Annotated in this window: 22 protein-coding genes and 1 pseudogene; 15 read left to right on the forward strand and 8 right to left on the reverse strand. The window is 36.7% G+C overall.

Annotation, left to right across the window (positions count from 1 at the left end; translation table 11 throughout):
• Position 1 precedes the first annotated feature (1 nt).
• Together AC4BB5_RS00255 and dhaS are read left to right on the forward strand one after the other, a co-directional pair.
• On the forward strand, positions 2 to 763 hold the full coding sequence (locus tag AC4BB5_RS00255) for a hypothetical protein (RefSeq protein ID WP_490457463.1): 762 nt from the start codon (positions 2 to 4) through the stop codon (positions 761 to 763).
• Positions 764 to 889: 126 nt separating this feature from the next.
• The gene (gene dhaS / locus AC4BB5_RS00260) at positions 890 to 1438 is read left to right on the forward strand and encodes a dihydroxyacetone kinase transcriptional activator DhaS (protein ID WP_490457464.1); all 549 of its coding nucleotides are present in this window, start codon (positions 890 to 892) and stop codon (positions 1436 to 1438) included.
• 59 nt (positions 1439 to 1497) lie between these two features.
• Here dhaS and AC4BB5_RS00265 read toward each other — a convergent pair whose 3' ends face one another.
• Positions 1498 to 2490, reverse strand: coding sequence for a dihydroxyacetone kinase subunit DhaK (locus AC4BB5_RS00265; protein WP_490457465.1), 993 nt, complete (start codon positions 2488 to 2490; stop codon positions 1498 to 1500).
• Positions 2491 to 2767: 277 nt separating this feature from the next.
• Here AC4BB5_RS00265 and dhaK point away from each other — a divergent pair, with 277 nt between their 5' ends.
• From dhaK to rihC, 8 genes and pseudogenes are all read left to right on the forward strand, one after another.
• Positions 2768 to 3751: a dihydroxyacetone kinase subunit DhaK gene (dhaK, locus tag AC4BB5_RS00270; protein ID WP_490457466.1), complete on the forward strand. Its 984-nt coding sequence runs from the start codon at positions 2768 to 2770 to the stop codon at positions 3749 to 3751.
• 42 nt (positions 3752 to 3793) lie between these two features.
• Complete coding sequence (gene dhaL / locus AC4BB5_RS00275) at positions 3794 to 4381, forward strand: dihydroxyacetone kinase subunit DhaL (protein WP_490457467.1); 588 nt, start codon at positions 3794 to 3796, stop codon at positions 4379 to 4381.
• A complete protein-coding gene (dhaM, locus tag AC4BB5_RS00280) occupies positions 4374 to 4742 on the forward strand; it encodes a dihydroxyacetone kinase phosphoryl donor subunit DhaM (protein WP_490457468.1) in 369 nt (122 codons plus the stop codon). The genes dhaL and dhaM overlap by 8 nt, the downstream gene beginning before the upstream one ends.
• A 23-nt stretch (positions 4743 to 4765) precedes the next feature.
• Complete coding sequence (locus AC4BB5_RS00285) at positions 4766 to 5896, forward strand: glycerol dehydrogenase (protein WP_490457469.1); 1131 nt, start codon at positions 4766 to 4768, stop codon at positions 5894 to 5896.
• 151 nt (positions 5897 to 6047) lie between these two features.
• Entirely contained in the window at positions 6048 to 8639 is a 2592-nt protein-coding gene (gene mprF / locus AC4BB5_RS00290; protein ID WP_490457470.1) for a bifunctional lysylphosphatidylglycerol flippase/synthetase MprF, read from the forward strand.
• A 19-nt stretch (positions 8640 to 8658) separates the two neighbouring features.
• Positions 8659 to 8775 (forward strand): annotated as a pseudogene (locus AC4BB5_RS00295) (DUF3788 family protein); the annotation flags it as partial.
• A gap of 125 nt (positions 8776 to 8900) precedes the next feature.
• Positions 8901 to 9233: a hypothetical protein gene (locus tag AC4BB5_RS00300; RefSeq protein WP_490457471.1), complete on the forward strand. Its 333-nt coding sequence runs from the start codon at positions 8901 to 8903 to the stop codon at positions 9231 to 9233.
• Positions 9234 to 9377: 144 nt separating this feature from the next.
• A complete protein-coding gene (gene rihC, locus AC4BB5_RS00305; protein ID WP_490457472.1) occupies positions 9378 to 10301 on the forward strand; it encodes a ribonucleoside hydrolase RihC in 924 nt (307 codons plus the stop codon).
• A 67-nt stretch (positions 10302 to 10368) separates the two neighbouring features.
• On the opposite strand, the gene AC4BB5_RS00310 is transcribed toward rihC, so the two are convergent.
• The 3 genes from AC4BB5_RS00310 to AC4BB5_RS00320 form a co-directional block, all read right to left on the reverse strand.
• Positions 10369 to 10572 (reverse strand): hypothetical protein, encoded by a 204-nt coding sequence (locus AC4BB5_RS00310; RefSeq protein ID WP_490457473.1) that lies wholly within the window; start codon positions 10570 to 10572, stop codon positions 10369 to 10371.
• Positions 10573 to 10679: 107 nt separating this feature from the next.
• A complete protein-coding gene (locus tag AC4BB5_RS00315; protein WP_490457474.1) occupies positions 10680 to 11234 on the reverse strand; it encodes a hypothetical protein in 555 nt (184 codons plus the stop codon).
• Positions 11235 to 11280: 46 nt separating this feature from the next.
• On the reverse strand, positions 11281 to 11568 hold the full coding sequence (locus tag AC4BB5_RS00320) for a hypothetical protein (protein ID WP_010762059.1): 288 nt from the start codon (positions 11566 to 11568) through the stop codon (positions 11281 to 11283).
• Between the two features lie 640 nt (positions 11569 to 12208).
• Here AC4BB5_RS00320 and AC4BB5_RS00325 point away from each other — a divergent pair.
• From AC4BB5_RS00325 to AC4BB5_RS00335, 3 genes are all read left to right on the forward strand, one after another.
• Positions 12209 to 13138, forward strand: a complete 930-nt coding sequence (locus AC4BB5_RS00325; protein WP_490457475.1) for a helix-turn-helix transcriptional regulator — start codon at positions 12209 to 12211, stop codon at positions 13136 to 13138.
• Between the two features lie 393 nt (positions 13139 to 13531).
• A complete protein-coding gene (locus tag AC4BB5_RS00330; RefSeq protein WP_490457476.1) occupies positions 13532 to 14464 on the forward strand; it encodes an alpha/beta fold hydrolase in 933 nt (310 codons plus the stop codon).
• Positions 14461 to 15018 carry a YdeI/OmpD-associated family protein gene (locus tag AC4BB5_RS00335; protein ID WP_490457477.1) on the forward strand — a complete coding sequence of 186 codons (558 nt, stop codon included), beginning with the start codon at positions 14461 to 14463 and terminating at the stop codon, positions 15016 to 15018. The genes AC4BB5_RS00330 and AC4BB5_RS00335 overlap by 4 nt, the downstream gene beginning before the upstream one ends.
• Positions 15019 to 15231: 213 nt before the next feature.
• Here AC4BB5_RS00335 and AC4BB5_RS00340 read toward each other — a convergent pair whose 3' ends face one another.
• A complete protein-coding gene (locus tag AC4BB5_RS00340; RefSeq protein WP_490457478.1) occupies positions 15232 to 17868 on the reverse strand; it encodes a YfhO family protein in 2637 nt (878 codons plus the stop codon).
• A gap of 203 nt (positions 17869 to 18071) precedes the next feature.
• Between AC4BB5_RS00340 and AC4BB5_RS00345 the strand changes: the two genes are divergently transcribed.
• Positions 18072 to 19082 carry a choloylglycine hydrolase family protein gene (locus tag AC4BB5_RS00345; protein ID WP_490457479.1) on the forward strand — a complete coding sequence of 337 codons (1011 nt, stop codon included), beginning with the start codon at positions 18072 to 18074 and terminating at the stop codon, positions 19080 to 19082.
• A gap of 53 nt (positions 19083 to 19135) precedes the next feature.
• On the opposite strand, the gene hisJ is transcribed toward AC4BB5_RS00345, so the two are convergent.
• Positions 19136 to 19963 carry a histidinol-phosphatase HisJ gene (hisJ, locus tag AC4BB5_RS00350; RefSeq protein WP_490457480.1) on the reverse strand — a complete coding sequence of 276 codons (828 nt, stop codon included), beginning with the start codon at positions 19961 to 19963 and terminating at the stop codon, positions 19136 to 19138.
• A gap of 300 nt (positions 19964 to 20263) precedes the next feature.
• Between hisJ and AC4BB5_RS00355 the strand changes: the two genes are divergently transcribed.
• Positions 20264 to 20917, forward strand: a complete 654-nt coding sequence (locus tag AC4BB5_RS00355) for a helix-turn-helix domain-containing protein (protein WP_490457481.1) — start codon at positions 20264 to 20266, stop codon at positions 20915 to 20917.
• A 35-nt stretch (positions 20918 to 20952) separates the two neighbouring features.
• Here AC4BB5_RS00355 and AC4BB5_RS00360 read toward each other — a convergent pair whose 3' ends face one another.
• Together AC4BB5_RS00360 and proB are read right to left on the reverse strand one after the other, a co-directional pair.
• Positions 20953 to 22200 (reverse strand): glutamate-5-semialdehyde dehydrogenase, encoded by a 1248-nt coding sequence (locus AC4BB5_RS00360; protein WP_490457482.1) that lies wholly within the window; start codon positions 22198 to 22200, stop codon positions 20953 to 20955.
• 22 nt (positions 22201 to 22222) lie between these two features.
• Positions 22223 to 23017 (reverse strand): glutamate 5-kinase, encoded by a 795-nt coding sequence (gene proB, locus AC4BB5_RS00365; protein WP_490457483.1) that lies wholly within the window; start codon positions 23015 to 23017, stop codon positions 22223 to 22225.
• Positions 23018 to 23171: the final 154 nt, after the last annotated feature.

The raw sequence follows: 23171 nt of genomic DNA on the forward strand, positions 1-23171 counted from the left end.
AATGACTGGAAAACTGATTTTTAAAATGGAGTTATTTAAATTTTTACGAGATAAAAGCTTTTTGATCACAGCTGGCGTGATAGGTGTTTTGAATATTGTTGTAACGTTGCTTTCATTAAGTTTAACATCGGCTTTTTCGGATTCGTATTATGAATCCAACGCTACAGCATCAATGATAGGGACAATCGTCTTTGTTGGCGTAATCGTTTTTATTGGTAATATTATTTTTGCTTATGTTTATCCGTTCCATATGATTTCTATGGATTATAAGAATAATGTTATGGCAATGATGGTTGCTTCTGGTGTGAATCGCCGAAAATTATTTTTTGCTAAAATCGGTGCTATTTTTATTTGTACGATTGCATTGATGTTGATGATTGCATTGATTCCGACTATTTTATTTTTAATAAAATTAGTCCAATTAGACGCGTGGGATAGTTTTGCAGATGGGTTTAATTCAGCTTTTTATTATACAGATTTAAGCTTTGGCAAATTTATTTTTTCTGGTTTGCTGGGCTATTTAAACATGCTGATGGTCATCGCAACAGCTTGTATCATCATGAAAGGTAAAAATCTTTCGTTCTTACTATTCTTTGGTTTTAATATTCTTAGTAGTCTGATTACTGGAATGTTGCAAACGTTAGCTTATTCATTTAATTTTAGTGAAACTGGAAGCTATATTTTCCAACTATTCTTAACCGTTCTTTCGATTGTTGTTTTTGGTTATATCTCGTTAAAAGCATTAGAAAAACAAAATTTATAAACATAATTTTGAAGATAAAGCTAGGTACGATTCCTCTGGCTTTATCTTTTTTATTTGATGATTGATTTTCTAAATCCCGATTAACTGGTACAATAAAAGTACTAAAGAAACTAAAGGTGCATACAGATGACGGGATCATTGATTACAAAAAAGAAAATTGCGAAGGTATTTAAAAAACTTGTTGCTGAGATGGGTTTTGAAAAAGTGACGATTGCAAAAATCATGCAGGAAAGTAACATGCGCCGCCAGACGTTTTATGATTATTTTCAAGATAAGTATGATTTAGCCGACTGGATTTTCCGACAAGAGGCAATTGAAAAAATTGAAGATAATTTAGCTTACGAAGGTTGGCAATTTATTGTGGAGAACTTGTTTGTTTACTTTGAGGAAAACCAGATTTTTTATCGAAGGATTTTGACTTTTGAAGGGCAAAATTCGTTTCAAGAATATTATACCCAACATTTAAAAGCTTTGATTCAGCAAGTTCTAGTGGTTAAGAAGCAAACTGAGGAGACAATTGAGGAGGAAGATCGCTTATTTCTGGAAGAATTTTATGCGAATGCATTTGTTTCATTAACGACAAAATGGATCATTGATGGTTGCGAGATTGATTCACATCGCTTTGCTGAGCAAATGAAAATCGCCTTTTTAATGGGGTTTGAAGAAAGACAATGAACAATAGCGTATACGTGGAATTTACGCTATTGTTCATTGTCTTTTTGATTTCTCGTTTTTTATTTCCAGCCAAAGGCATTAGTTGGAACATGTAAATAATCCAACCATTTCTCATCTTTGATCGCTAATAAAGTTAAAGAAAGACCATTTGTATTGTAAGCAGTTAAAAAATTGCCCATTCGTTTATAAACGACTGTAATATCTTCAATATCCAGCAATTGTTGGACATCATTCATAAAAATACCAAGTTCGAGTAACGGAATACCGCCTAACCCATTTACTAAAACAGCTGCATTTTTTAATTCTTTACTTTGGTATTGCTGCTTTAACTTATTTACAAGTTCAATTGCGATTCGTTCAGAGGATTGCATTGTTTCAATTCGATAGCCGGGTTCTCCATGAATCCCGATACCAAAGTACATTTCATCTTCCGCCAATTCATACTGTTGCGCAATGACACCAATAGTAGACGCTGGTGAAAAAGCGACGCCTAATGTTTTGATTAAAGGAATCAATTGCTCTCCTAATATTTGCAGTTCATCTAATGATTTACCATCAGCTGCTGCGGCCCCGAGAATCTTGTGCACAAACACAGTTCCGGCAACTCCGCGACGTCTTTTCTCAAACGTACCGCTTTCAATCGAACAGTCATCCTCTATGATTATATGGGAAACAGACAAACCCTTTGCTTTAGCTAGTTGTTCTGCTTCTAAAAAACTAGCTAAGTCTTTTTCAAAATTTTTGATGATTAGTAACGTCCCTTGACCATTGTAAGTTTGTTCAATAGCTTGAAGAATTTCATTGCTAGTAGGCGGTTCAAAAATGGCGCCCATCACTGCGCAATCCAACATATTCTCACCAATATAGCCTATGTGAGCTGGTTCATGACCGCAGCCGCCACCGCTTATCAGAACAACTTTATTTTTCGCAATATTTTTTTTAGTGACAATCCCGGTTTCTGTTTGCCAGTCCAGTCTGTCATTATATGTATAAGTGAGCCCGGCCAGTAGTTGTTGGCGAATATATCGGCTAGAGTTGATCAATTGTTTCATTGAGCCTTCGCTCCTTTTCTGTAATATCTAATTCTATTATACGCTGTCTTTCAAGTGAAAACTACATTTTGAAAAAAAACGAAATGAAAGCGGACACATTTTGTTGTTTGTCCGTTGCAAGATTTTCCATATGCGCGTATTGTAAACGTATACAAAGAATGAAAGCGCAACAGGCTCGTTTAGCCTGTGTAGCTAGCTAAAGCAAAAATGCAACGAGCTCGTCCAGCTGAGACGAAAGTGTAGTTACTAAAGCCAAGGCATAATAGGAGGGAATATCATGAAAAAAATTATCAATCAAGCACAAAATGTCGTTCCAGAAATGGTACAAGGATTTGTCCGAGCTCATCACGAAACGATCGAGCAAGTTCCAGAAACATTCGTATTGAAGCAAAAAGAAATTGGCAAACAAGTTGCTTTGATCAGCGGTGGCGGTAGTGGACATGAACCAGCCCATGCCGGATTTGTTGGGTCTGGGATGCTGCAAGCAGCAGTTTGCGGGCAAGTTTTCACATCTCCTACTCCTGATCAGATTTTTGAAGGAATCAAAGCAGTCGACCAAGGCCAAGGTGTTGTGATGGTTGTAAAAAACTATTCTGGGGACATCATGAATTTTGATATGGCAAAAGATTTGGCAGAAATGGAAGATATCAAGGTTGGTACAGTTGTCGTAGATGATGATATCGCAGTTGAAGATAGTACCTATACTCAAGGTAAACGTGGCGTAGCGGGTACGATTTTAGTTCATAAAATTTTAGGTCAAGCTGCACGCAATGGTGCAACTGTAGAGGAATTAGTTGCATTAGGAGAACGCGTCGTGAACAATTTAAAAACGATTGGGGTTGCTTTAACAGGTGCAACGGTTCCAGAAGTTGGAAAACCGGGCTTTGTGTTAGCAGATGATGAAATCGAATTTGGTGTTGGGATTCACGGTGAACCTGGTTATAAACGAGAAAAAATTAAACCATCTAAGGAGATGGCGGAAGAATTGATTTCAAAATTAGCTGCAGCTTTTCAATGGAAAAAGGGTGATAAGTTCGCCATTTTAGTGAATGGATTAGGTGGAACACCCTTAATGGAACAATATATTTTTTATGATGATGCAATGCGCTTATTAGATGCTGAAGGCATAGAAGTTTCGTTTTCAAAAGTTGGTAACTATATGACCTCTTTGGAAATGGCGGGTATATCTGTAACGTTATTGAAAGTCGAAGATAGTTGGGTAGATGCATTGAATGAAGACGTTGATACGGTGGCTTGGTAAGAAAATTAGCTCATTCAACGTTTAAATTAGGAGGGAATTTAAATGTTTACAGTAGATAATTTAAAAAAATCATTACAATTATTCAAAGAAAAAATCGATAAAAACAAAGACTATTTAAGTGAGCTGGATACGCCAATCGGTGATGGTGATCATGGAAATAATATGGCGCGTGGAATGGAGGCTGTAAGCGAAAGTTTGCAGAGTAAGGCACCAGAAACGGTTCAAGATATTTTCAAATTGACTGCAATGGCTTTGATCAGCAAAGTCGGTGGGGCATCAGGTCCGCTTTATGGAACTGCAATGATGGAAATGGCTAAAACCTCTGCAACAACTTCAGAGGCACTACCAATTTTAGAAGCAGGCTTAGCAGGAATCGAAAAACGAGGGAACAGTAAACCTGGTGAAAAAACGATGCTGGATGAATGGGCACCAGCAATCGAAGCAATCAAAAATGGAACCTTAACAGATGCCGCACTAGAATCAGCAATAGAAGCAACAAAAGAGATTGCTGCAACCAAAGGGCGGGCGTCTTATGTAGGTGAACGTTCTATTGGTCATATTGATCCAGGCGCAATGTCCAGTCTATATTTCTTTCAATCTTTAATGGAAGCAGGTGTGTTTGATGCGTAATGGTGTAGTAATTGTGTCACACGTCAAAGAAATCGGTGAAGGTGTAGATCGTTTGATCAAAGAAGTGGCAAAAGATGTGCCGATCACTATCGCGGCAGGCTTGGATCAAGGCGAAGTTGGAACTTCATTTGAAAAAATCATGGATGCCTTTGAAAAAAATCCTGCGCAGACATTACTAGCATTTTATGATTTAGGCAGCGCTAAAATGAATTTGGAAATGGCCATTGATATGACGGAAAAAGAAGTGCTGTTGTTTGATACGGCCTTGGTGGAAAGCGCATATACAGCCGCCGCATTGCTACAAGTAGATACACCGATCGACGTCATAAAGGAGCAGCTAGCCCCTTTAAAAATAAAATAAGATAAGAATAGGAGTTTACAAACATGAGAAAAGCGTTTATTAGTCCAACGAAATACGTTCAAGGTGAAGACGAGTTATTGAATTTAGGCTATTTTGTGACAACATTTGGGAAAAAAGCATTATTGATTGCCCATGCAGATGATGTTAGCCGGGTGAAAGATAAACTAGATAAAACTGCTGAAAAATTTAATATTTCTTTTATTGAAAGTAATTTCCACGGAGAAGCATCGCGAGTAGAAGTAGCTCGTCTACAAAAAGTAGCTCAAGAGAACGAGTGTGATTGCGTAATCGGTCTTGGCGGTGGGAAAGCGATCGATACAGCAAAATGTGTAGCAGAAGGTCACAACTTGATCATTGTACCGACGATCGTTGCAACTGATGCCCCAACCAGCCATTCTGCGGTACTTTATACAGAAGATGGTCAGTTCGATGACTATGCTTACTTTGTTCAAAGTCCAAGCGTGGTTTTGATTGATACAGTGGTAATTGCGAATGCGCCAACACGTTTTTTAGTCTCTGGTATGGGAGATGCTTTATCAACTTATTTCGAGGCAAGAGCCACTCACAATTCGTATTCTAATGTAAATGCTGGTTTGCCTTGTGGGGCTCGTGAAGGTGTTTGTCCGCCAGCTAAAGGAACGAATACAGCACTAGCACTAGCCAAACTATGTTATGAAACGATTTTAGAAGATGGGCTAAAAGCTAAAGAAGCATCAGATAATAATGTGGTAACACCTGCCTTGGAAAATATTATCGAAGCAAATATTTTACTTTCAGGTTTAGGGTTTGAAAGTGCTGGTTTGGCTGCAATCCATGCGATTCATGATGGATTGACCGTTTTACATGACGCTCATGGTGCAACACATGGCGAAAAAGTAGCATTCAGTACGATTTGTCAGTTGGTTCTAGAAAATGCACCGAAAGCTGAATTATACGAAGTATTAGATTTTGCCTTATCGATTGGGTTACCAGTTTGTTTAGCTGATTTAGGGGTGAAAGAAATCTCGGATGCTGAGTTAACAGAAGTAGCTGAAAAATCATGTATTCCAGAAGAATCGATCCATTCAATGCCGTTTCCGATTACAATAGATCAAGTGAAAGCAGCGATTATTGTAGCTGATCAGATTGGGAAAGAGTATAAGAGTCATAAATAGTTAGTCATTTCATGAAAGCAGTTATTAGGCTAGTAAATTGTAGCTTAACAACTGCTTTTTTGTAGTTCGTAAGAGAGAAACTGGAAAAATAATCAGTTATAAGATAACATGTAAAAGATAACTCTTTAAAAAGTACAAAGGTGGTGAACAGATGAAAAATCAACTGAATCAACTAATTCACTGGATGAAAGAGCACAGCTTGTTATTAAAATTAATTTTTCTAGGTTCGGTTTTGATTTTCGTTGCGAATCAAGTAACGCACATTGTTCAAGGAATGACTTGGCAGGACGTTTTTCATACTATGGGGCAACAGAACCGCTTTCGTATAATAGGAATGGTTTTAGCGGGATTTATTGGTGTATTGCCGATGCTTTTATATGACTTAGTGGTCGTCAAAGTATTGGAAGAGCAAGGCAAGCCAAAAATGAATCGCTGGGAGTGGTTTGTTTCTGCTTGGGTTACAAATACAATCAATAATCTTGCAGGATTTGGCGGTGTGGTAGGCGCAACGTTACGGGCGAATTTTTACGGAAAAGATGCGCCGCGTAAAAAAGTCGTAGCGACAGTTTCTAAAGTCGCATTATTTATGATTTCTGGTTTGTCTATTTTATCGTTTATTGCATTTATTGATGTGTTTTTTATTCGACCAGATAGTTTGTTTCGAGAGTATTGGCTCTGGTTGCTTGCAGGCAGCTTGATTGCGCCAGCTTTATTATTGTTTACTCAATTAAAAAAATATACCTTGTTTAAGGATTTTTTCCCTAAAGGCATTTACCTGCTATTTGGAGCTTCGCTCGGGCAATGGTTAGGTGCGATGTTTGTCTTTTTAAGTGTTGGATTATTGATGGAAGTGGATGTATCTCTGATATCGGTTTATCCGATGTTTGTGATTGCGACCTTGATTGGGATGCTGACAATGGTGCCAGGTGGTATGGGAACCTTTGATGTGTTGATGATTCTGGGTTTGTCTCAGCTGGGGGTGGGGCAGTCTACAGCAGTTGTTTGGTTGATTTATTATCGATTGTTTTATTATGTATTGCCTTTTATTACCGGAATTATTCTATTTATTCATCAAACTGGGATCAAAATCAATCGATTTTTGGATAATTTACCACGAGTATTCTCACAAAAAGTGGCTCATTTTATTTTAGTTGCTTCTCTTTATTTTGCAGGTATCATGATGGTTTTACTTTCAACGATTACCAATCTATCGAATGTTAGTCGGTTGTTTAGATTTTTATTGCCATTTTCTTTTGATTTTTTAGATCAAACATTCAATATGTTAATCGGCTTTCTATTGCTAGGGCTGGCTCGAGGGATTTCTATGAAAGTAAAAAAAGCGTATTGGCCGACGATTGGGTTATTGATTTTCGGAATTGCCAATACAATTTCTAGAACAGCTTCTTGGCAGTTGATTTTAGTTTATCTAGTGATTCTTTCAGCTGTTTTTTTAGCAAGAAAAGAGTTTTACCGAGAAAAATTTGTTTATTCTTGGGGGGCGCTTGCCGTTGACGGTGTTTTGTTTAGTTTCTTATTTATTATTTATGCAGTTGCGGGGTATTACAGCTCTCATCCAGATAAAACAGGGCCGTTGCCGCATATGTTTCTACTCTTTCCATCAGATGATGTTTGGTTTTCTGGTTTGATTGGATTAGGCATTTCGATGATTGGCTTGATTACGCTATATCAGTACTTAGCAGACACGACAAAAAGTTTAGGTGAGTCTTATCAAGAAGATCGTTTAACAGCACTTATTAATAAATACGGCGGAACGCAGGGTAGTCATCTACTTTACTTAAAAAATTACTCTTATTACTATTATCAAGATAGAAATGAAGATGAAGTTTTATTTGCTTATCAAATCAAAGCGAATAAATGCTTTGTGTTAGCTGATCCAATCGGTAATAAAGAAAAATGGGCCAAAGCCACATTCGCTTTTATGGATGCTGCTGATTTACTTGGATATCAAGTGGCATTTTATCGCGTTAGTGAAGCATATACAATGATTCTGCATGACTTAGGGTTTAACTTCATGAAGGTTGGGGAAGAAGGAATTATTGATTTTACTCGTAGCGATTCAGCACAGCCTTCTTTGTCGACAAACAGTATGGAGTTAAAGCATTTAAGTAACTTAGGATATACTTTTATGATGTATCGTGAACCTGTTTCAGATGAACTCTTTCAAGAGCTAGCTCGTGTATCAGAGGAATGGTTAGGAAGTGCGCGGGAGCGAAATTTTGTTGGAGGACATTTTGATAAAGAGTATTTAATGTTAAGTGATATTGGGATCGTACGAAATGAACGACATGAGGTGGTGGGCTTTATTACCGCTAAGCCAATTGTCCAAAATCGTGAAATGTCTTATGATTTATTACGCTATATTGAAACGGCTCCAAAGCATGTTACGGATTTCTTATTGACTCATTTCATTGCAGAGTATCAACAACGAGGGTATCTTGCTATTGATCTTGGCACGGCACCATTGTCTAATGTTGGTGAAACAAAATACTCATTTCTAAATGAACGTTTGATCAATATTTTTTATAAATATGGTGATCAAGTATATGGCTTCAAAGACACCAGAAAAGAAAAGGAACAGTATGTAACAAACTGGGAGTCTAGGTATTTTGCTTATTCTAAGCAAAGTAATGTGCTATTTGCTTTTATCCAGCTAGCTTTATTGGTTGAGCGAGGGAAAGGCAAGGCGGTTTCTTTGGTGGAAGAGGTAATGGTCGGGGCATAAAATAAAATATTCGAAAAGGATGAGACAGAAGTGTTTAACTCCGAGAAATAAGAGGAAATTCACAAAAATTGCTTTTCAAATTTTTGTGAATTTCAGCCTATTTCCGAAGGATTTGCTTTTGCTCCTACCGTTTATTTGGATTCCATGTGGTTGGGACATGACTCGTAGAGTTATGTTCCAACCACTTCTTTTTTCAGACTCAAGTACCACTAGTAAAAAAATATGAATAGCGTATAATAATAAAAAAAGGAGGTTTTTGGGATGGATTTTGAACAAGTGACTGTAAGAACAAAAGCTGAGTTAGCAACAGAGTTAAACAAGAAGACTGATGAGATCATTGTTGAAGGGGATTTTAGTCAAAATATCGCAGAAATCAAAAAGGGACAATTAAATGATACGGATACGTTGGGTTTTGCGGTTGGTAGTGGTGGAATCGGTATGCTAGTAGAATATGGAATCGGCAAGTTGCTGGATGGTTTTGATCCTGCCACAAAAGAGGATAAAAAAATCCGCCAACAAATCGAGCGTTTATATACAATCAAGAGTCTGACAAAAGACTCATTCTTACTACATTTGAAGCAGTTAGACTATTAAAATAGAAGAGGGCGGGAAGACAGGCACTTTTTCTGTTTCCCGCTCTTTTATATAAAAAAAGGGGTAGCTTTAGTGAGGCTAAGTTAGCATGGGAGAATTGCTTTTTTGACTTAACTGAAGTTTAAAAAGGAAGGATAAAATAAAGTGAAAAAACCAAGAAGAATCATCATTGACACAGATCCTGGGATAGATGACGCTTTTGCAATTGCTGCTGCGTTATTCGATGAGAGGTTAGACATTAAGCTATTTACCACAGTGGCAGGCAATGTCGGTGTGGATAAAGTAACAAAAAATCTGCTAAAACTGCTGGCTTTTTGGAATAAAGAAGTGCCAGTTGCAATCGGTTCAGACCGACCGTTGCTTCGTGAAGCAATCAACGCTAGCGATGTTCATGGGAGCACAGGGATGGATGGTTACGAATTTCCAAAGTCTAAGTATGAGCTATTAACGAAAAATCATGCAGTGGTCGAGATGTATAAGGTATTGATGGAGTCCAAAGGAAAAACAACGATTGTTGGGATTGGCCCATTGACGAATATTGCGCTTTTACTTAGGGTTTATCCAGAATGTGTGGAAAGAATCGAAGAACTTGTGCTTATGGGTGGTTCTTTGGGGAGAGGGAATTACGGAGTATTATCGGAATTTAATATTGCTGCAGATCCAGAAGCGGCGAAGATCGTATTCGAAAGTAAACTCCCAGTGACAATGGTGGGCTTAGATGTTGGGGAAAAAGCGTTAGTTTTACCTAAAGATTGCGAGCAGATCCAGAAAATGAATAAAACTGGAGATATGATTGCTCAGTTGTTTCAACATTATCATGGGGGTAACTCAGATACTGGCTTGAAGATGTATGATGGTTGTGCGATTGCTTATTTGTTAGAGCCTGAAATGTTTGTGCTTAGAGAGACTTATGTTACAGTTGAAACTCAAGGTATGTTGACATCAGGGGCTACATTGGTTGATTTAGATGGACATTTGGGTAAAGAAGCGAACTGTCGAGTTTGTGTAGATCTTGATGAAGATCAATTTAGGCAGTGGTTTTTAGAAGTGATCAAGAAGTGTAATTGATAAGTATAAAAGAGTGAAGAACAAAATTATTTTTGATTCTTCACTCTTTAATTTTAGATGGATTTGACTATTTATTTTGTAGTTCGAAAAAGCCGATTTCCTCGATTGTTTCACTAGAAGAATCATCTATCTCGTTTACTTTAATTTTAGATACAGATAATTTGTCTAATGAGCTCAGACTAATCGATAAATCAAACGTCCCTGTCTCTAAATTATATACTTGTGTAAATCTTTGATTTTCAACTTTTTTACCGTCTTTATATAAATCCACTGCTGGGGTACTAAGTTTTTCAGGAGAACTGAATTCTTCGAGGGGAGCAGTTAATCGAATGGTTGTTTGTAAAGGATCACTAGTTGCTTTTATGTTAGTGATATTATTTACGTTACTGATTTATGTAAAGGACTACCTGTCTTAGCGGCTTCGAGAAATGCTTGATCAAGTTCTTCAGCATCTTGCCAATATAGTTTATAAATGTGGAGGGTCAATTTAGCATCTGCAAGAATTTTTTCCTGATTAAAAGTTGCTATAACAGAACCATAAAAAGTATCTCCTTCTATGTGAAAAGTAGAGCGAGATGAAATACCGCCAAATATATCTTCCTCACTGTCATTAACAAAAAGACCAAGATCAATATTTTGAGCATTTTCCATATTTTTAGTGAATACTCGATCGGGAGAACGTTGTTTTTCCAATAATGCTTTCAGTTTTTCATCGTCTAACTTAAATTGATAATCAAAGGCAAATTTCTTTTTTGTGGATATAAATTTGGTTAAGGTAATCTCGCGTCCGTTTTGTGTGCTAGTTAAATTGAGTTCATTTTGAATGCCGTTGTTTTCTACCATCGCAATACCTGAATCTTGGCTAAGGCCCAAAGCATTTTTGATGGCTGTATTTATCTGTAAATATTTATAATTGGTACTGCAAAAAACCATAAAAAGTGTTTACCTAACACCTTTTATGGAAATATAAGAGCTCCCACTATAAAAATTCAGTCATCATAAAATAGAAAATAGTAGCGAATAAAAATAAAATATATGAACTAACAACCATTCTGTTCAACTGTACATTTTTCCATTTGTTAGAGTATGTTTTTTGGAAAGTAATGATCAACATAGATAGTGTAATTATAGTTACTAAAATATGTCTGAAATTAAAAAACATATTCCAATGAGGAGACAGTGTTGTTATTTGTATTCTTGGTAGAAAATAATAAACTACGATCGCTAAATTAGTCCCGAAAACAGAAATATATCTTTTGTTAGTCATAACATTACCTCCACTTCTAATTTATTAAATTAATGTTATTATGAAAGCGCTATATTGTCAATGCAACTTTTCCATGTATAAAGATGAATCAGAAAATTTGTTGTAATTTAATCAAGGTATATAAGCCTTTTATTGCGAACGGACGTTTCTTTCTACATAGGTAGACATATAAGTTAAATGTACTACCAAAAAATCGTAAATAGAATTCCTGTTATAATGATGTTGATTAGACATACTCATAAGGGGAAATTTATCTATGACTTCATACATGTACCTTACTACTCGTGAACGAGAAATGCTATTTTTATATCACGATTCTGGCTGTTCTCTCCATAGGATAGGGCGCTTAATTAAGAAGAATGCTTCAAAATTTAGAGCGTATTCACCTTCGCTATCACAAAAATAAACAGAATTAATGTTATCAAGACTAAACAATAAGGATGTATCATAATTGTGTGACTACGCTTAGGAATTAATATCTTTACAAGTTTAAATCTTGGTCTATTGAGACAATTTACTCAAGGTGAAATAGCTATTTTTCTGAAATTTGTTCTAAAAAGAAACATTTAAACAATCAATAAAATATTTGATTAATTACTCTTACTACATATTAAAGAAATATATTTTTAAGGAGAACAAGATGAAAATAGAACGTATGTTAACCATTATTGTGATGTTACTTAATAGAAATCGTGTAACAGCCAATGAATTGGCTGAAAAATTTGAAGTGTCGGTTCGGACTATTTACCGAGATATCGAAACAATCAACTTAGCCGGTATTCCCATCATTTCGCATTCTGGAAATAATGGTGGATTCAGCATTTATGAGAGTTATAAATTAAATCATCAAGTGTTGACTCTTAATAATCTGTCTTCCCTTCTGTCTGTTCTCAAGGATATTAATTCTACAGTTGGCGATATTGAGTTAGAATCAACCATAGAAAAACTACAAAATATCGTTCCTGAAAACAAGGTAGATCATCTAAAGCTGCACATGGAACAAATCATCATTGATTTACATCCTTATGGAGACACGCCTGACCAAAAAACTTTAGTTAAGACAATCAGAAAAGCTATTACAGAGACTGAATTACTGACGATTGATTACAGGAATTATGATAATATCGTCAGTAAAAGACAAGTTGAACCTATGTCACTCGTATTTAAAAATTATACTTGGTATTTATTTGCTTATTGTCTTTTAAAAGAAGACTTCAGAATATTTAGAGTTTCTCGTATAAGTGATTTTCACCTTGATAATCAATCATTCAAACGTCGAGAAAAATCCTATCATGAGATTACGGCATTATTAAATGAGCAAACAACCATGACAACAATTGTCTTGAAAGTTTCCCCTAAAATGAAGTCTCGTGTAGAGGATGTTTTTAATAAAGAAGACATTGAGGTGTTAGAAACAGGGGAACTTCTTGTTACAGCGACTTTTCCCGATAAAGAATGGTTGTTCTCACTTATATTTAGTTTTGGAGAACATATAGAGATCTTAGCACCAAAAGAAATGCGCCAAACAATGGCCTCCAAACTCAAATTGATGGCTGAAAAATATCATTAAGTTTGTTTCTCAAACCTGACAGACTGCTGTCAAACCTCCGTGATAATATTGTTTTTGTAAGGCAGTTTTATTTTAATTATCTAGCTTTGTAGGTCAGGTCTTCAGAAAAAAGATAAATTCCGATTGTGACAAAAAACGTCGCCCTTAGATTTTCCTATTTTTCAGTCAGAACTGAACGAGCCTGCTCAGCTTTTAATGTTATCTAGTTACATGGGCTAGCCACTACGCTACGCTTCGATCTCAACAATTCCTAAGAGCTAAAGCTCTAAGGATTGAAGGTCTCGGAAAAAAGATAAAAATGGAGTGAGACAAAAAGCATCTCAATTAATTTTTCCTATTTTTCAGTTGAAGTTAAACGAGCCCGTTCCGCTTTTATATTTAGGAGGATGTTAAATGACAAACAATTATGAATTTCCCACACCAACACTTATCTCAGTTAAGGATGTGGAGCTAGAGGTTTTTGAAGCTGGACAAAAAAATGGGGGGCAGCCTATCGTTCTCTGCCACGGCTGGCCTGAGCATGCCTATTCTTGGAGACATCAAGTGATGCCTCTTGTAGAAGCAGGTTATCACGTGATTATTCCTAATCAACGCGGGTATGGAGAATCTTCTTGTCCAAAAGAAGTCACAAAATATGATATTGAACATTTAACGGGCGATCTTGTAGCGTTATTGGATCACTATGAGTACAAAGATGCCATTTTTATGGGTCATGATTGGGGCGCAAGCGTTGTTTGGAGTATGGCTTTGCTACATCCAGAACGTGTTCGTAAAATGATTAACTTATGCTTACCCTACCAAATTCGTGGAGAGAAACCTTGGATTGATTTCATGGAAGAATTTTTTGGAGATAAGTACTATTTTGTTCATTTTAACAAACAACCAGGTGTTGCAGATGCTATTTTAGACGAAAATACATCCCAATTTCTTCAGAACTTATATCGGAAAAACGTGCCAGTTCAAGGTCCTGCTGAAGGGATGGAAATGATTAATCTGGCTAAAGCAAGCCAGCCGTTAGGTGAACCTGTTATGAGCGATGAAGATCTTTCTGTTTATATCTCAGGCTTCAAGAAGACAGGTTTCACGCCAAGCATCAATTGGTACAGAAATTTAAATCGTAATTGGGATTTATTAGCTGATGTATCTCCTATTCTTCATCAACCAACATTGATGGTTTATGGCGAGAAAGACAGTATTCCGCCGCTTCCAAACATAAAAGACTTTGTACCTAATATAGATGTTGAGAGTTTAAATGCTGGTCATTGGATTCAAGAAGAACGACCTAATGAGCTCAATCAAATAATTTTGGAATGGCTGGAAAAATGAGTGAAATCCTATTCTTCAGTAATCAAACGGAATTTATTGATTGGTTGGCTAGTCATCACCAAACAGCTAGTGAAATATGGGTAGTTTTTTTTAAGAAAAAGACTAATAAAGCAAGCCTCACTTGGTCCGAATCAGTGGATTGCGCACTGTCATTTGGTTGGATTGATGGGATACGAAAAACAGTTGATGAAGATCGCTATAAAATTCGCTTTACTCCACGTAAGCCTAATAGTCTCTGGAGTAAAGTGAATGTGCAAAAGGTGCATAAACTGATAGCACTTAATCAAATGAGACCTGAGGGATTGGCTGTTTTCAATCAAAGGAATGATCTAACTGGTTATTCTTCAGCCCATAGGAACGCTACTCTTTCAAAAGAATATGAAGATGAAATTAGAAAAAACTCAAGTTCTTGGGAATTTTTCAATCAACTTCCGCCTTCTTACAGAAGAGATTATATTTGGTGGGTAATGAGTGCAAAAAAAGAAGACACTAGACTAAGAAGATTGCATCGATTAATTGTTTCATGGGAAGAGGGAAAGATGTTAAGACCCTAGATTTTTTATTTGTTCTTTTTCTCATTTACTCTCAAGCAATATTATGTCTGTTCCAAGCAATAGCAAATATACCAAAAAAAAAGCAGTCTCTATAAAAAAAAGAAGTGAGTGGGACATAACTCTTCGAGTCATATCCCACTCACCTGGAATCCGAATAAACGGCGGGAGCAGAAGCAATTCCTTCTTGCCCCATCCTCTTCACAAAAAATCGATTTAACGTTTTCGACGCTTACGCTTATTCGGTTTTACTAACGCCAGTTTTGGCTTATTCGTGAATCGTACATAGACCACAAACCCACCAATACAAACGATAAACAAAATCACACCAGGCACAAATCCTTCTGGCAGATAAACAAATTCAATTGTGTGTTCACCTTGTGTTACAGGAATACTAACGAAGGCTTTTTTAAATGATTCGACTGGTACTTTTTTCCCATCTACATAGGCTTTCCAGCCTTTGTCATAAGGAATGGTCGTCAAGAGAACTTGATCTTTATCAGCAGTCACGGTACCAACTGCTTTGCGTCCTTTAGCGGTTAAGTCAGCTCCCTTAGCTTGAATCGCTTGAACGGAATTCTCAAAGGCTTTTGTATCTAAGCCGACCACTTTTGGCTCCATAAAGGTGACCGCAGTTGTACCATAGAAGCTTACTGTAAACGTAACGCTAGTCGGTTTATCATAATAGCCGATATTGTAATATTGTCCAGTGATATTGATTTGAGATTTTTGACTAGTCCCATTCACAGACATTGTAGCAGTTGAGCTTTCCAACTGACCAAAGTCAGTTGGGAACAAGCTAAGATACGCTTGCGTATTTGCAGGTACATCGACTGTCCAAGTAAGATCTTTTGCGATATTGTTTTGGAGTTCCGTATAGGTTACAGAACCAGCATTTTGCTCGATTTTGACATTCTTTTTATCAATCAGTGTGGGTTGATAAAACTTGAAGTAATTTTCTTTTTGTCCAGCTAGTGCATTGAATAATTCAGTTTGACTACTTAAATTATCGTTGGCTGGTTGTTTGACTTTATAGATATCTTCATCTGCTAAAAAGCCTAAAGGTAGTGCATTACTATTTTCGTAAAGTGAAAATTTACCCGCTTTATTTGTTGGGAAAAAGCCGAATTTCAATGGATCACTTTCAGAAATATTGTATTTAATGCCAACGAGCGAATCCATCAATAAGGTATTATTTGGATAGCGAATATTCAAACCAGTTCCTCTAGAACGGAAACCTAAGTCATTTAGATAAGAAGAGGAATGACGATTTCTAATGGAAGAAAACAAGCTAACACCACTGTAACCGTAATTGATACTATCATTAGAAGAAACAGGATTTAGGTTTTCTAAACGATAAAATTCGTCATTTTCTTCTTTCGTCTTGTCTACTAGTTTTTTGATTGAGGGATACGGTTCTGAATATAAGCTGCGTGAGGCATAATTCCAATCCTCTAAAATTCCTTTTAGCATCGAATTGGTGTTGATAAACGCCTCAGTTGAAACAAGCAGTACCAGCAATATAATCAGATAATGCATCGGTATTTTTTTCAATTGGTAAAAAACGATTCCCGCAAGATACAGGAATAAAAATAAAACTGTGATAACAAACGCTGAAATCGGAATATAGTCATAACTTGTCTCACTTTTCGTTCCTTCAGCTAGAGCAAAAATCGCAGTCAGCATAATCGTAGATCCAGCTAGTAATCCTAAATCATCGGTTTTGAATTTCTCAAATCCATAACCTGCTAGTAGCACCACTAAGAAAGAAAAGAGGAAGCTGTAACGGAACAAGAACATATTCGGTGCATGCATACCATGCCAAAATAAATTTAATGGTGCGATATAGAAACTAGCAATCAAAATGATAAATAGGCTGCCGAATAGTAGTTTGTTTTTCCTAGGAATTTCTTTTGTGACAAAGTAAAAAACACAGAAAATCAAAGGAAGCAGTCCCACATAGATAAATGGAATCGAGCCATACTTGGTCGTGTCATAAACCCCAATCATATTTTTCATGACAATATCCAAAAAAGCTGTTGCTTCGGTTTTAAATTGAGTCACTTGAGATAAGGTCTCACCATTTGCTCGTAAATCAAGAACTGCTGGCAATACCAAGATCATCGAAGCACCACCCGCTAAAAGAGAGGTGATCCCATAAGGCAGGATCCGTTTTTTGTAAACCTTCCAGTTCGTCAACATTCGGGCAATAAAATATAGGAAGGAGAAAACCCCGATCATAAAGCCCATATAGAAATTAGAAATAAATAATAGCAGATAACTTACAAATAATAGGGTTGGTTTTCGTTCATCCATTAGACGATGAATTCCTAGAATAACTAGTGGCAAGTAAGTAAACGCGTCTAACCACATAATAATTTCTGAATGAGCTGTAGCAAATGACATCAAAGCATATGGAACACTAAGCATGACATGGCCCCATTTTGGTATCTTGTAGGTATTTCTGGCAAACACCCAAAAAGATAAACCAGCAGAACCGATTTTCAGCAAAGTAATTAGATACAGAGCATCAGGAATATTTTGATTTTTAAAGAAGATCACCAGTGGTGTAAATAGTCCACCAAGATAATAGGAAATCAGCGAGAGATAATTTAATCCAAGTGATGCATTCCAAGTATAAAAAATACTTTGTTTACCATGCAGTACATTGTTGAAACTAGCGTGAAAATTAGAAAATTGTGAAAAGGAGTCGCTAGCCATCACACTACGGCTACTGCCAGGATAAATGCCGATGCTTAAATAAATAATGACCATTACAAAAAAAGGAATGAAAAAGCTGGCGGTCATATAAGGCCAGTTTTTTTTAGTAAATGTCTGTATTTTTTTCTTCATAATCAACCTCACAACGTAATAAATAGAATATATATAGTTTAGCATATCCATTGAAAAATTGATTGTCAGAAAGAAAAAATTAAAGAAAATAGAAAAGTTTCGATCTGGATAAATTGGAAAACTATTTTAATTGGTTGTTTTATCAATAACATGTGTATAATAAATAGTATAAAACGATCATTAATAGAAAGTAAGGGATAATCATGTGCACAGGGATTAGTTTAAAATCACTAGAAGGAAGTCATTATTTAGGCAGAACGCAAGAATACAATATTGAGTTTGATTACGCTGGGGTACAAATTCCTAAAAACTTCGATATTACGGAAAGCATTGAAAAATGGCAGACACTTTATTCGGTATTAGGGATGGGAATCAAAGAAAATTCAGAGACTGCTGCTCAAAGTGTGGTCGATGGAGTCAATGAATGGGGACTGGGCGGAATCACGCAGTATTTTGCAGAGTTTAATCAATATTCAACTGTTGAAGAAATTGAGCAATCTGGGAAATTACCACTAATAGCGGAGCAATTCGTCTTTTGGGTGTTAGCTAATTGTAAGGATACACAAGAAGTAGAAGAAAAGATTTCAACAGTGGCAATTGCTGATCTTTCAATGAACGGTAAAGCACCTGGGTTGCCCCAACATTTTATGTTTGCAGATGCTGCTGGTCGCACGATCGTTGTTGAACCCTCAATAAAACTAGGATTTGCTGTATACGAAAATCCAATTGGCGTAATGACTAACAGCCCTAAGTTTGATTGGCATATGACCAACTTGGAAAACTATACAGGATTATCTGATGTAAACGCAAAAGATACACTATTCCACGATCATAAAGTCTTGTCAGCTGGGAAGGGTTCTGGCATGCATGGTATTCCTGGAGACTACACAGCAACTTCGCGTTTTGTTCGAGCAGCGTACTTGTTAAAATATAGTGACCCAGTTGGGGACAAAGATAGTATCAACAAAGCATTTCATATTTTATCCACATCTGATATTGTCAAAGGTGTAGTCAAATTAGATGAACCGAAAGGGCAAGACCGTCAGTATACGCAATATACTTCTATCTATGATTTAAGTAAAAAGCAATTGTATGTTAAGATATATGATAATTTTATGATCCAGACAATCTGCTTTGATGAAGTAGCTGGGAATGGCGATCGGATCAAGACCTATGATTTAGTGAAAACACTGCAGTACAAAGCCTTAAATTAAAATAAAAATACTAAGATCCATGAGGGAATTCCTCAATGGATCTTAGTATTTTTTTAAAGCCACTGTTCTATGTTCTCATATCCTTGTCCAACATCCGCTAATGCATGAGTATCTGATCCATAAACAAAAGGAATTCCCATTTCAATCGCCTTTTTAGTTATCCACACCTGTGGATAACTCTGTTGATAACCCTGTTTATAAAATCCAGCGGTGTTTAAATCTAAGCTGTATTTTTCTTGTTGTACACGTGTCAAAAGGGTGTGGACAAGTGCAGTATTTTCAGAAGAATAATCAGTCGATTCATCAAAGAAACGCTCGAATTTTTGGCATAAAGAAATATGGCCTAAACGTGTAGGTTTAAAAGGACCTAAATCAGCTTCTAAAGACGCTAAAACCTTTTGAAAGTAACGTTTTTGAGCATTTTCAAAACTACCTAAGTAATCAACGACACCTGTCTTATATTCGTCAAAAGAATAGTCGATTCCGCGTAATCCATCTTTCCCATCAAGAAAATGTACGGATAAAATTCCATCGTCAGTTTGTGGCCCATATTCAGCTAAGAAATCACAGGTCCAGCCTTCAAATTCTGAAAAATAATCCAATTCAAAGCCAATGTGAATAATGATGTCAGAAGCATACTTTTTTCGTAGTTCATTCATCCTTTTGAAATAGTTATCCACATCATTTAGAGCCATTGAAGCAGTTGTCCACACTGCAGGTTCTCCTGTAGCTAGTTTTTCTATACCTGTAGGCAAAGGTGCATGCTCTGTAATACTATATTCTTTAAAGCCTAGACTGATTGCACGCTGGATTAATAGCTCTGTATCTTCGACTTTTCCATGAGGACAAAATTCTGTGTGGGTGTGGCCGTCACGTTTCATGAGAAAACCTCCTTTTTTTAATTGTGTATAACGTTCTTTCGTATCTTTTATAGTTATAGATAGTGTATCAAAAGGAATTCTAAATGTATATCTGAAGAAAGTATGATTGTAAGAGAATAAGCAATAGGAATAAAAGATCTCCGTAAAAAGTTCTCTCTCTTTGATATAATAAACATAGGGAAGGTCTTGTTATATCAGCATTCTACAAAATATAGAGCTCTTGATTATCCTCTTTCTACAAATACAAGGTAGTCTAATGCATCTTTTTATTATAAATTAAGTTAGAAAGGAGCTTGGATAGTGGAACTAAAAACGCAATTAAAAAAATATCGGAGTACAAATGAATGGACACAAAAAGATTTAGCAGAAAAATTGAATGTATCGGACAAGACGATTTCTAGTTGGGAAACCGGGCGTACTTATCCAGATGTACACATGTTGATAAGTCTAAGCGAGTTGTTTGGGATTACTTTAGATGAGTTTATGAGAGGAGATTCAAAAATGGTAAAAAGAATCGATACAGATTTAAGGTTAAAAAAAGTGTATAAATATGGATTAATCACAACCGTGATCGTTTTGCTAGTTGCGGTGATTTTTTTGAATCTGTATCAATATAAAAATCAATGGGTAGATCGCTTTAATCCGTTTATGGAAATGAAAATAGGGTATGCTACTTTGCCTACGAAAGTTACCTATAATGGCGGAAAAGAGTATGAAGAAAGTAAAGAGGGGTTACAAATCCCAGATCCTTATGAAGATATTTGGGTAGCGGACGACCCTTTTGGTGAGGGAAGTAAATTGACTTTTTCTGGAGGTCAAGCGCCTAAAGGAAAAAACTACGCATTAGTACAACATAAAGGAATGTACGTACGACGAATATCTTTTGTTTCTTGGGAGTCTATTCCAGGTATGTATCGGGACATAATGAATAAAGAATATGAAAAAATTCCTTAGATAGACAATTGTCTCTAAGGAATTTTTTTCTAGCTTTACTTCCGATACTGTCCATCACCATACACAATGTATTTCGTAGAAGTCAGTTCTGCTAAGCCCATCGGTCCACGTGCATGTAGTTTCTGCGTACTGATCCCGATTTCCGCACCAAAGCCAAAAACAAATCCGTCCGTAAAGCGTGTAGAGGCATTAGCATAAACCGCTGCTGCATCAACCTGTTGTAAAAATTGTTGCGTAGCAAAATAGTTATCACTAATGATACTTTCAGAATGCTTAGTGTTGTAGCGATTGATATGCTGAATCGCTTCTTCTAAAGAGTCTACAACTTTAACCGCTAAAATGTAGTCGTTAAATTCAGTTTCCCAATCTTCTTCAGTTGCAGGGATCGATTGTTCAAAAATAGTGATTGCCCGTTCATCAGCTCGTAATTCTACATTATATTCATTCAAGGCTTTTTCAATGACAGGTAAGAAATCTGCTGCTACATCTTGATGGATCAATAAGGTTTCTGCTGAGTTACAGACAGAAGGACGTTGGCATTTTGCATTGACGATGATATTTGTAGCCATTTCTAGCTGCGCTTCTTTATCAATATAAACATGACAATTGCCAGTCCCTGTTTCGATTACTGGAACAGTCGCTGTTGTTAAGACCGCTTTAATTAGGTTAGCACCGCCGCGAGGAATCAAAACATCCAGATAGTCATTTAATTTCATCAATTTTTGTGCTGTTTCCCGAGACGTATCATCAACAAATTGGATCGCAAAAGGAGAAACTCCGTTTTGTTTTAGAGAGTTTTGTAAAACAGTTACTAAAATTTGATTGGAATGAAAGGCTTCTTTTCCACCACGTAAAATCACAGCATTCCCCGTTTTAAAACAAAGACTGGCTGCATCGGTTGTCACATTCGGGCGAGATTCATAAATGATGCCGATTACACCTAGTGGCACCCGTTGTTTACCGATCATCAAACCATCTTCATTTTTCCACATTTTATCGACTTCTCCGATTGGATCAGGTAAGGTTGCTACTTGGCGAATGCCATCTGCCATTTCTTTGATCCGTTCATCAGTTAAACGTAAACGATCCAGCATTGTTTCAGTAATACCGTTTTCTTTAGCTGTAGCTAAATCTTTTTGATTTTCAATTAGGATTTTAGCAGTATTTTTTTCTAGTTCTGCTGCCATATGTACTAATAAGTCGTTTTTAGTTTTTGTATCCATTAACCCTAGTTGATAAGCTGTTTCTTTCGCTTGTTTGCCTAGTTGTGTTAAATCAGTCATGAAGTGTTCCTCCTTTTTTGAATTAAATAAATAGTGTGCCGATCATTTCGCCAGCTAAAATATCAAAAATGATTTTTGGTTGCTGTCCATTTGCTAAAATCATAGCCCCGTCATGCTCTAATACACGTTCTGCCGCTTTTAATTTGCTGTACATACCACCAGTACCGAAACGACTGCCTTTGCCGCCAGCTAATTGTAAAAGCTCGTCGTTGATTTCATTGATTTCGGAGAAAAGGGTGGCATCTTTATTGGTATTCGGATTATCCGAAAAGAATCCATCAATATCAGATAACATAATCAACGCATCTGCTTGGATCAGTTGCGCTACGATCGCAGATAACTGGTCATTATCACCGAATTTCGTTAGATGATCCAATTCATCGATTGCCACAGTATCATTTTCGTTGATGACCGGAATGATCCCCATCTGCAATAGTTGCTCTATTGTGTTCGTTACGTTTTTACGGCTTTCAGGGTATTCAATCACATCTCTAGTCAATAATAATTGGGCGATTTGCTGGCTGTAAGTCAAAAAGCGCTGGTTGTAAATGTTCATCAACTCCGCCTGCCCAACCGCAGCAACTGCTTGTTGTTCTGGAATGGTCGGGGGTCGTTTGTCCATGTTTAACTTATTTAAGCCAACACCGATTGCACCAGATGAGACTAAGATGATTTCTTTGTCTTGGTTACGTAAATCGGATAAGGTAAACGCTAATTGGTCGATGGCGCTTAAGTTGATATTTCCATTGGGATAGATCAAAGTACTTGTCCCCACTTTGATGACGATTCGTTTTGCTTCTTTTAATTGTTTTCGCATGGTTGACCTCACTTATTAGAGGCTTAGATAGAAGCGCTTAGCTCTGAGAACCAAGTAGGTACTTTGCAACACTGTTTATCTGCGACGAGTCTTTGACGAGAAAGCATCAATTCGTCTCTCGTTGTGTTTTCAGCTTATTTCCGAAAGAGCTGCT

Source organism: Enterococcus sp. AMC1252 (assembly GCF_058216515.1).

Bases quoted from the DNA above. Each gene is read 5' to 3' on its own strand.
- AC4BB5_RS00255 (WP_490457463.1), top strand. From the start codon at position 2: ATGACTGGAAAACTGATTTTTAAAATGGAGTTATTTAAATTTTTACGA.
- dhaS (WP_490457464.1), top strand. From the start codon at position 890: ATGACGGGATCATTGATTACAAAAAAGAAAATTGCGAAGGTATTTAAA.
- AC4BB5_RS00265 (WP_490457465.1), bottom strand. From the start codon at position 2,490: ATGAAACAATTGATCAACTCTAGCCGATATATTCGCCAACAACTACTG.
- dhaK (WP_490457466.1), top strand. From the start codon at position 2,768: ATGAAAAAAATTATCAATCAAGCACAAAATGTCGTTCCAGAAATGGTA.
- dhaL (WP_490457467.1), top strand. From the start codon at position 3,794: ATGTTTACAGTAGATAATTTAAAAAAATCATTACAATTATTCAAAGAA.
- dhaM (WP_490457468.1), top strand. From the start codon at position 4,374: ATGCGTAATGGTGTAGTAATTGTGTCACACGTCAAAGAAATCGGTGAA.
- AC4BB5_RS00285 (WP_490457469.1), top strand. From the start codon at position 4,766: ATGAGAAAAGCGTTTATTAGTCCAACGAAATACGTTCAAGGTGAAGAC.
- mprF (WP_490457470.1), top strand. From the start codon at position 6,048: ATGAAAAATCAACTGAATCAACTAATTCACTGGATGAAAGAGCACAGC.
- AC4BB5_RS00300 (WP_490457471.1), top strand. From the start codon at position 8,901: ATGGATTTTGAACAAGTGACTGTAAGAACAAAAGCTGAGTTAGCAACA.
- AC4BB5_RS00315 (WP_490457474.1), bottom strand. From the start codon at position 11,234: ATGGTTTTTTGCAGTACCAATTATAAATATTTACAGATAAATACAGCC.
- AC4BB5_RS00320 (WP_010762059.1), bottom strand. From the start codon at position 11,568: ATGACTAACAAAAGATATATTTCTGTTTTCGGGACTAATTTAGCGATC.
- AC4BB5_RS00325 (WP_490457475.1), top strand. From the start codon at position 12,209: ATGAAAATAGAACGTATGTTAACCATTATTGTGATGTTACTTAATAGA.
- AC4BB5_RS00330 (WP_490457476.1), top strand. From the start codon at position 13,532: ATGACAAACAATTATGAATTTCCCACACCAACACTTATCTCAGTTAAG.
- AC4BB5_RS00335 (WP_490457477.1), top strand. From the start codon at position 14,461: ATGAGTGAAATCCTATTCTTCAGTAATCAAACGGAATTTATTGATTGG.
- AC4BB5_RS00340 (WP_490457478.1), bottom strand. From the start codon at position 17,868: ATGAAGAAAAAAATACAGACATTTACTAAAAAAAACTGGCCTTATATG.
- AC4BB5_RS00345 (WP_490457479.1), top strand. From the start codon at position 18,072: ATGTGCACAGGGATTAGTTTAAAATCACTAGAAGGAAGTCATTATTTA.
- hisJ (WP_490457480.1), bottom strand. From the start codon at position 19,963: ATGAAACGTGACGGCCACACCCACACAGAATTTTGTCCTCATGGAAAA.
- AC4BB5_RS00360 (WP_490457482.1), bottom strand. From the start codon at position 22,200: ATGACTGATTTAACACAACTAGGCAAACAAGCGAAAGAAACAGCTTAT.
- proB (WP_490457483.1), bottom strand. From the start codon at position 23,017: ATGCGAAAACAATTAAAAGAAGCAAAACGAATCGTCATCAAAGTGGGG.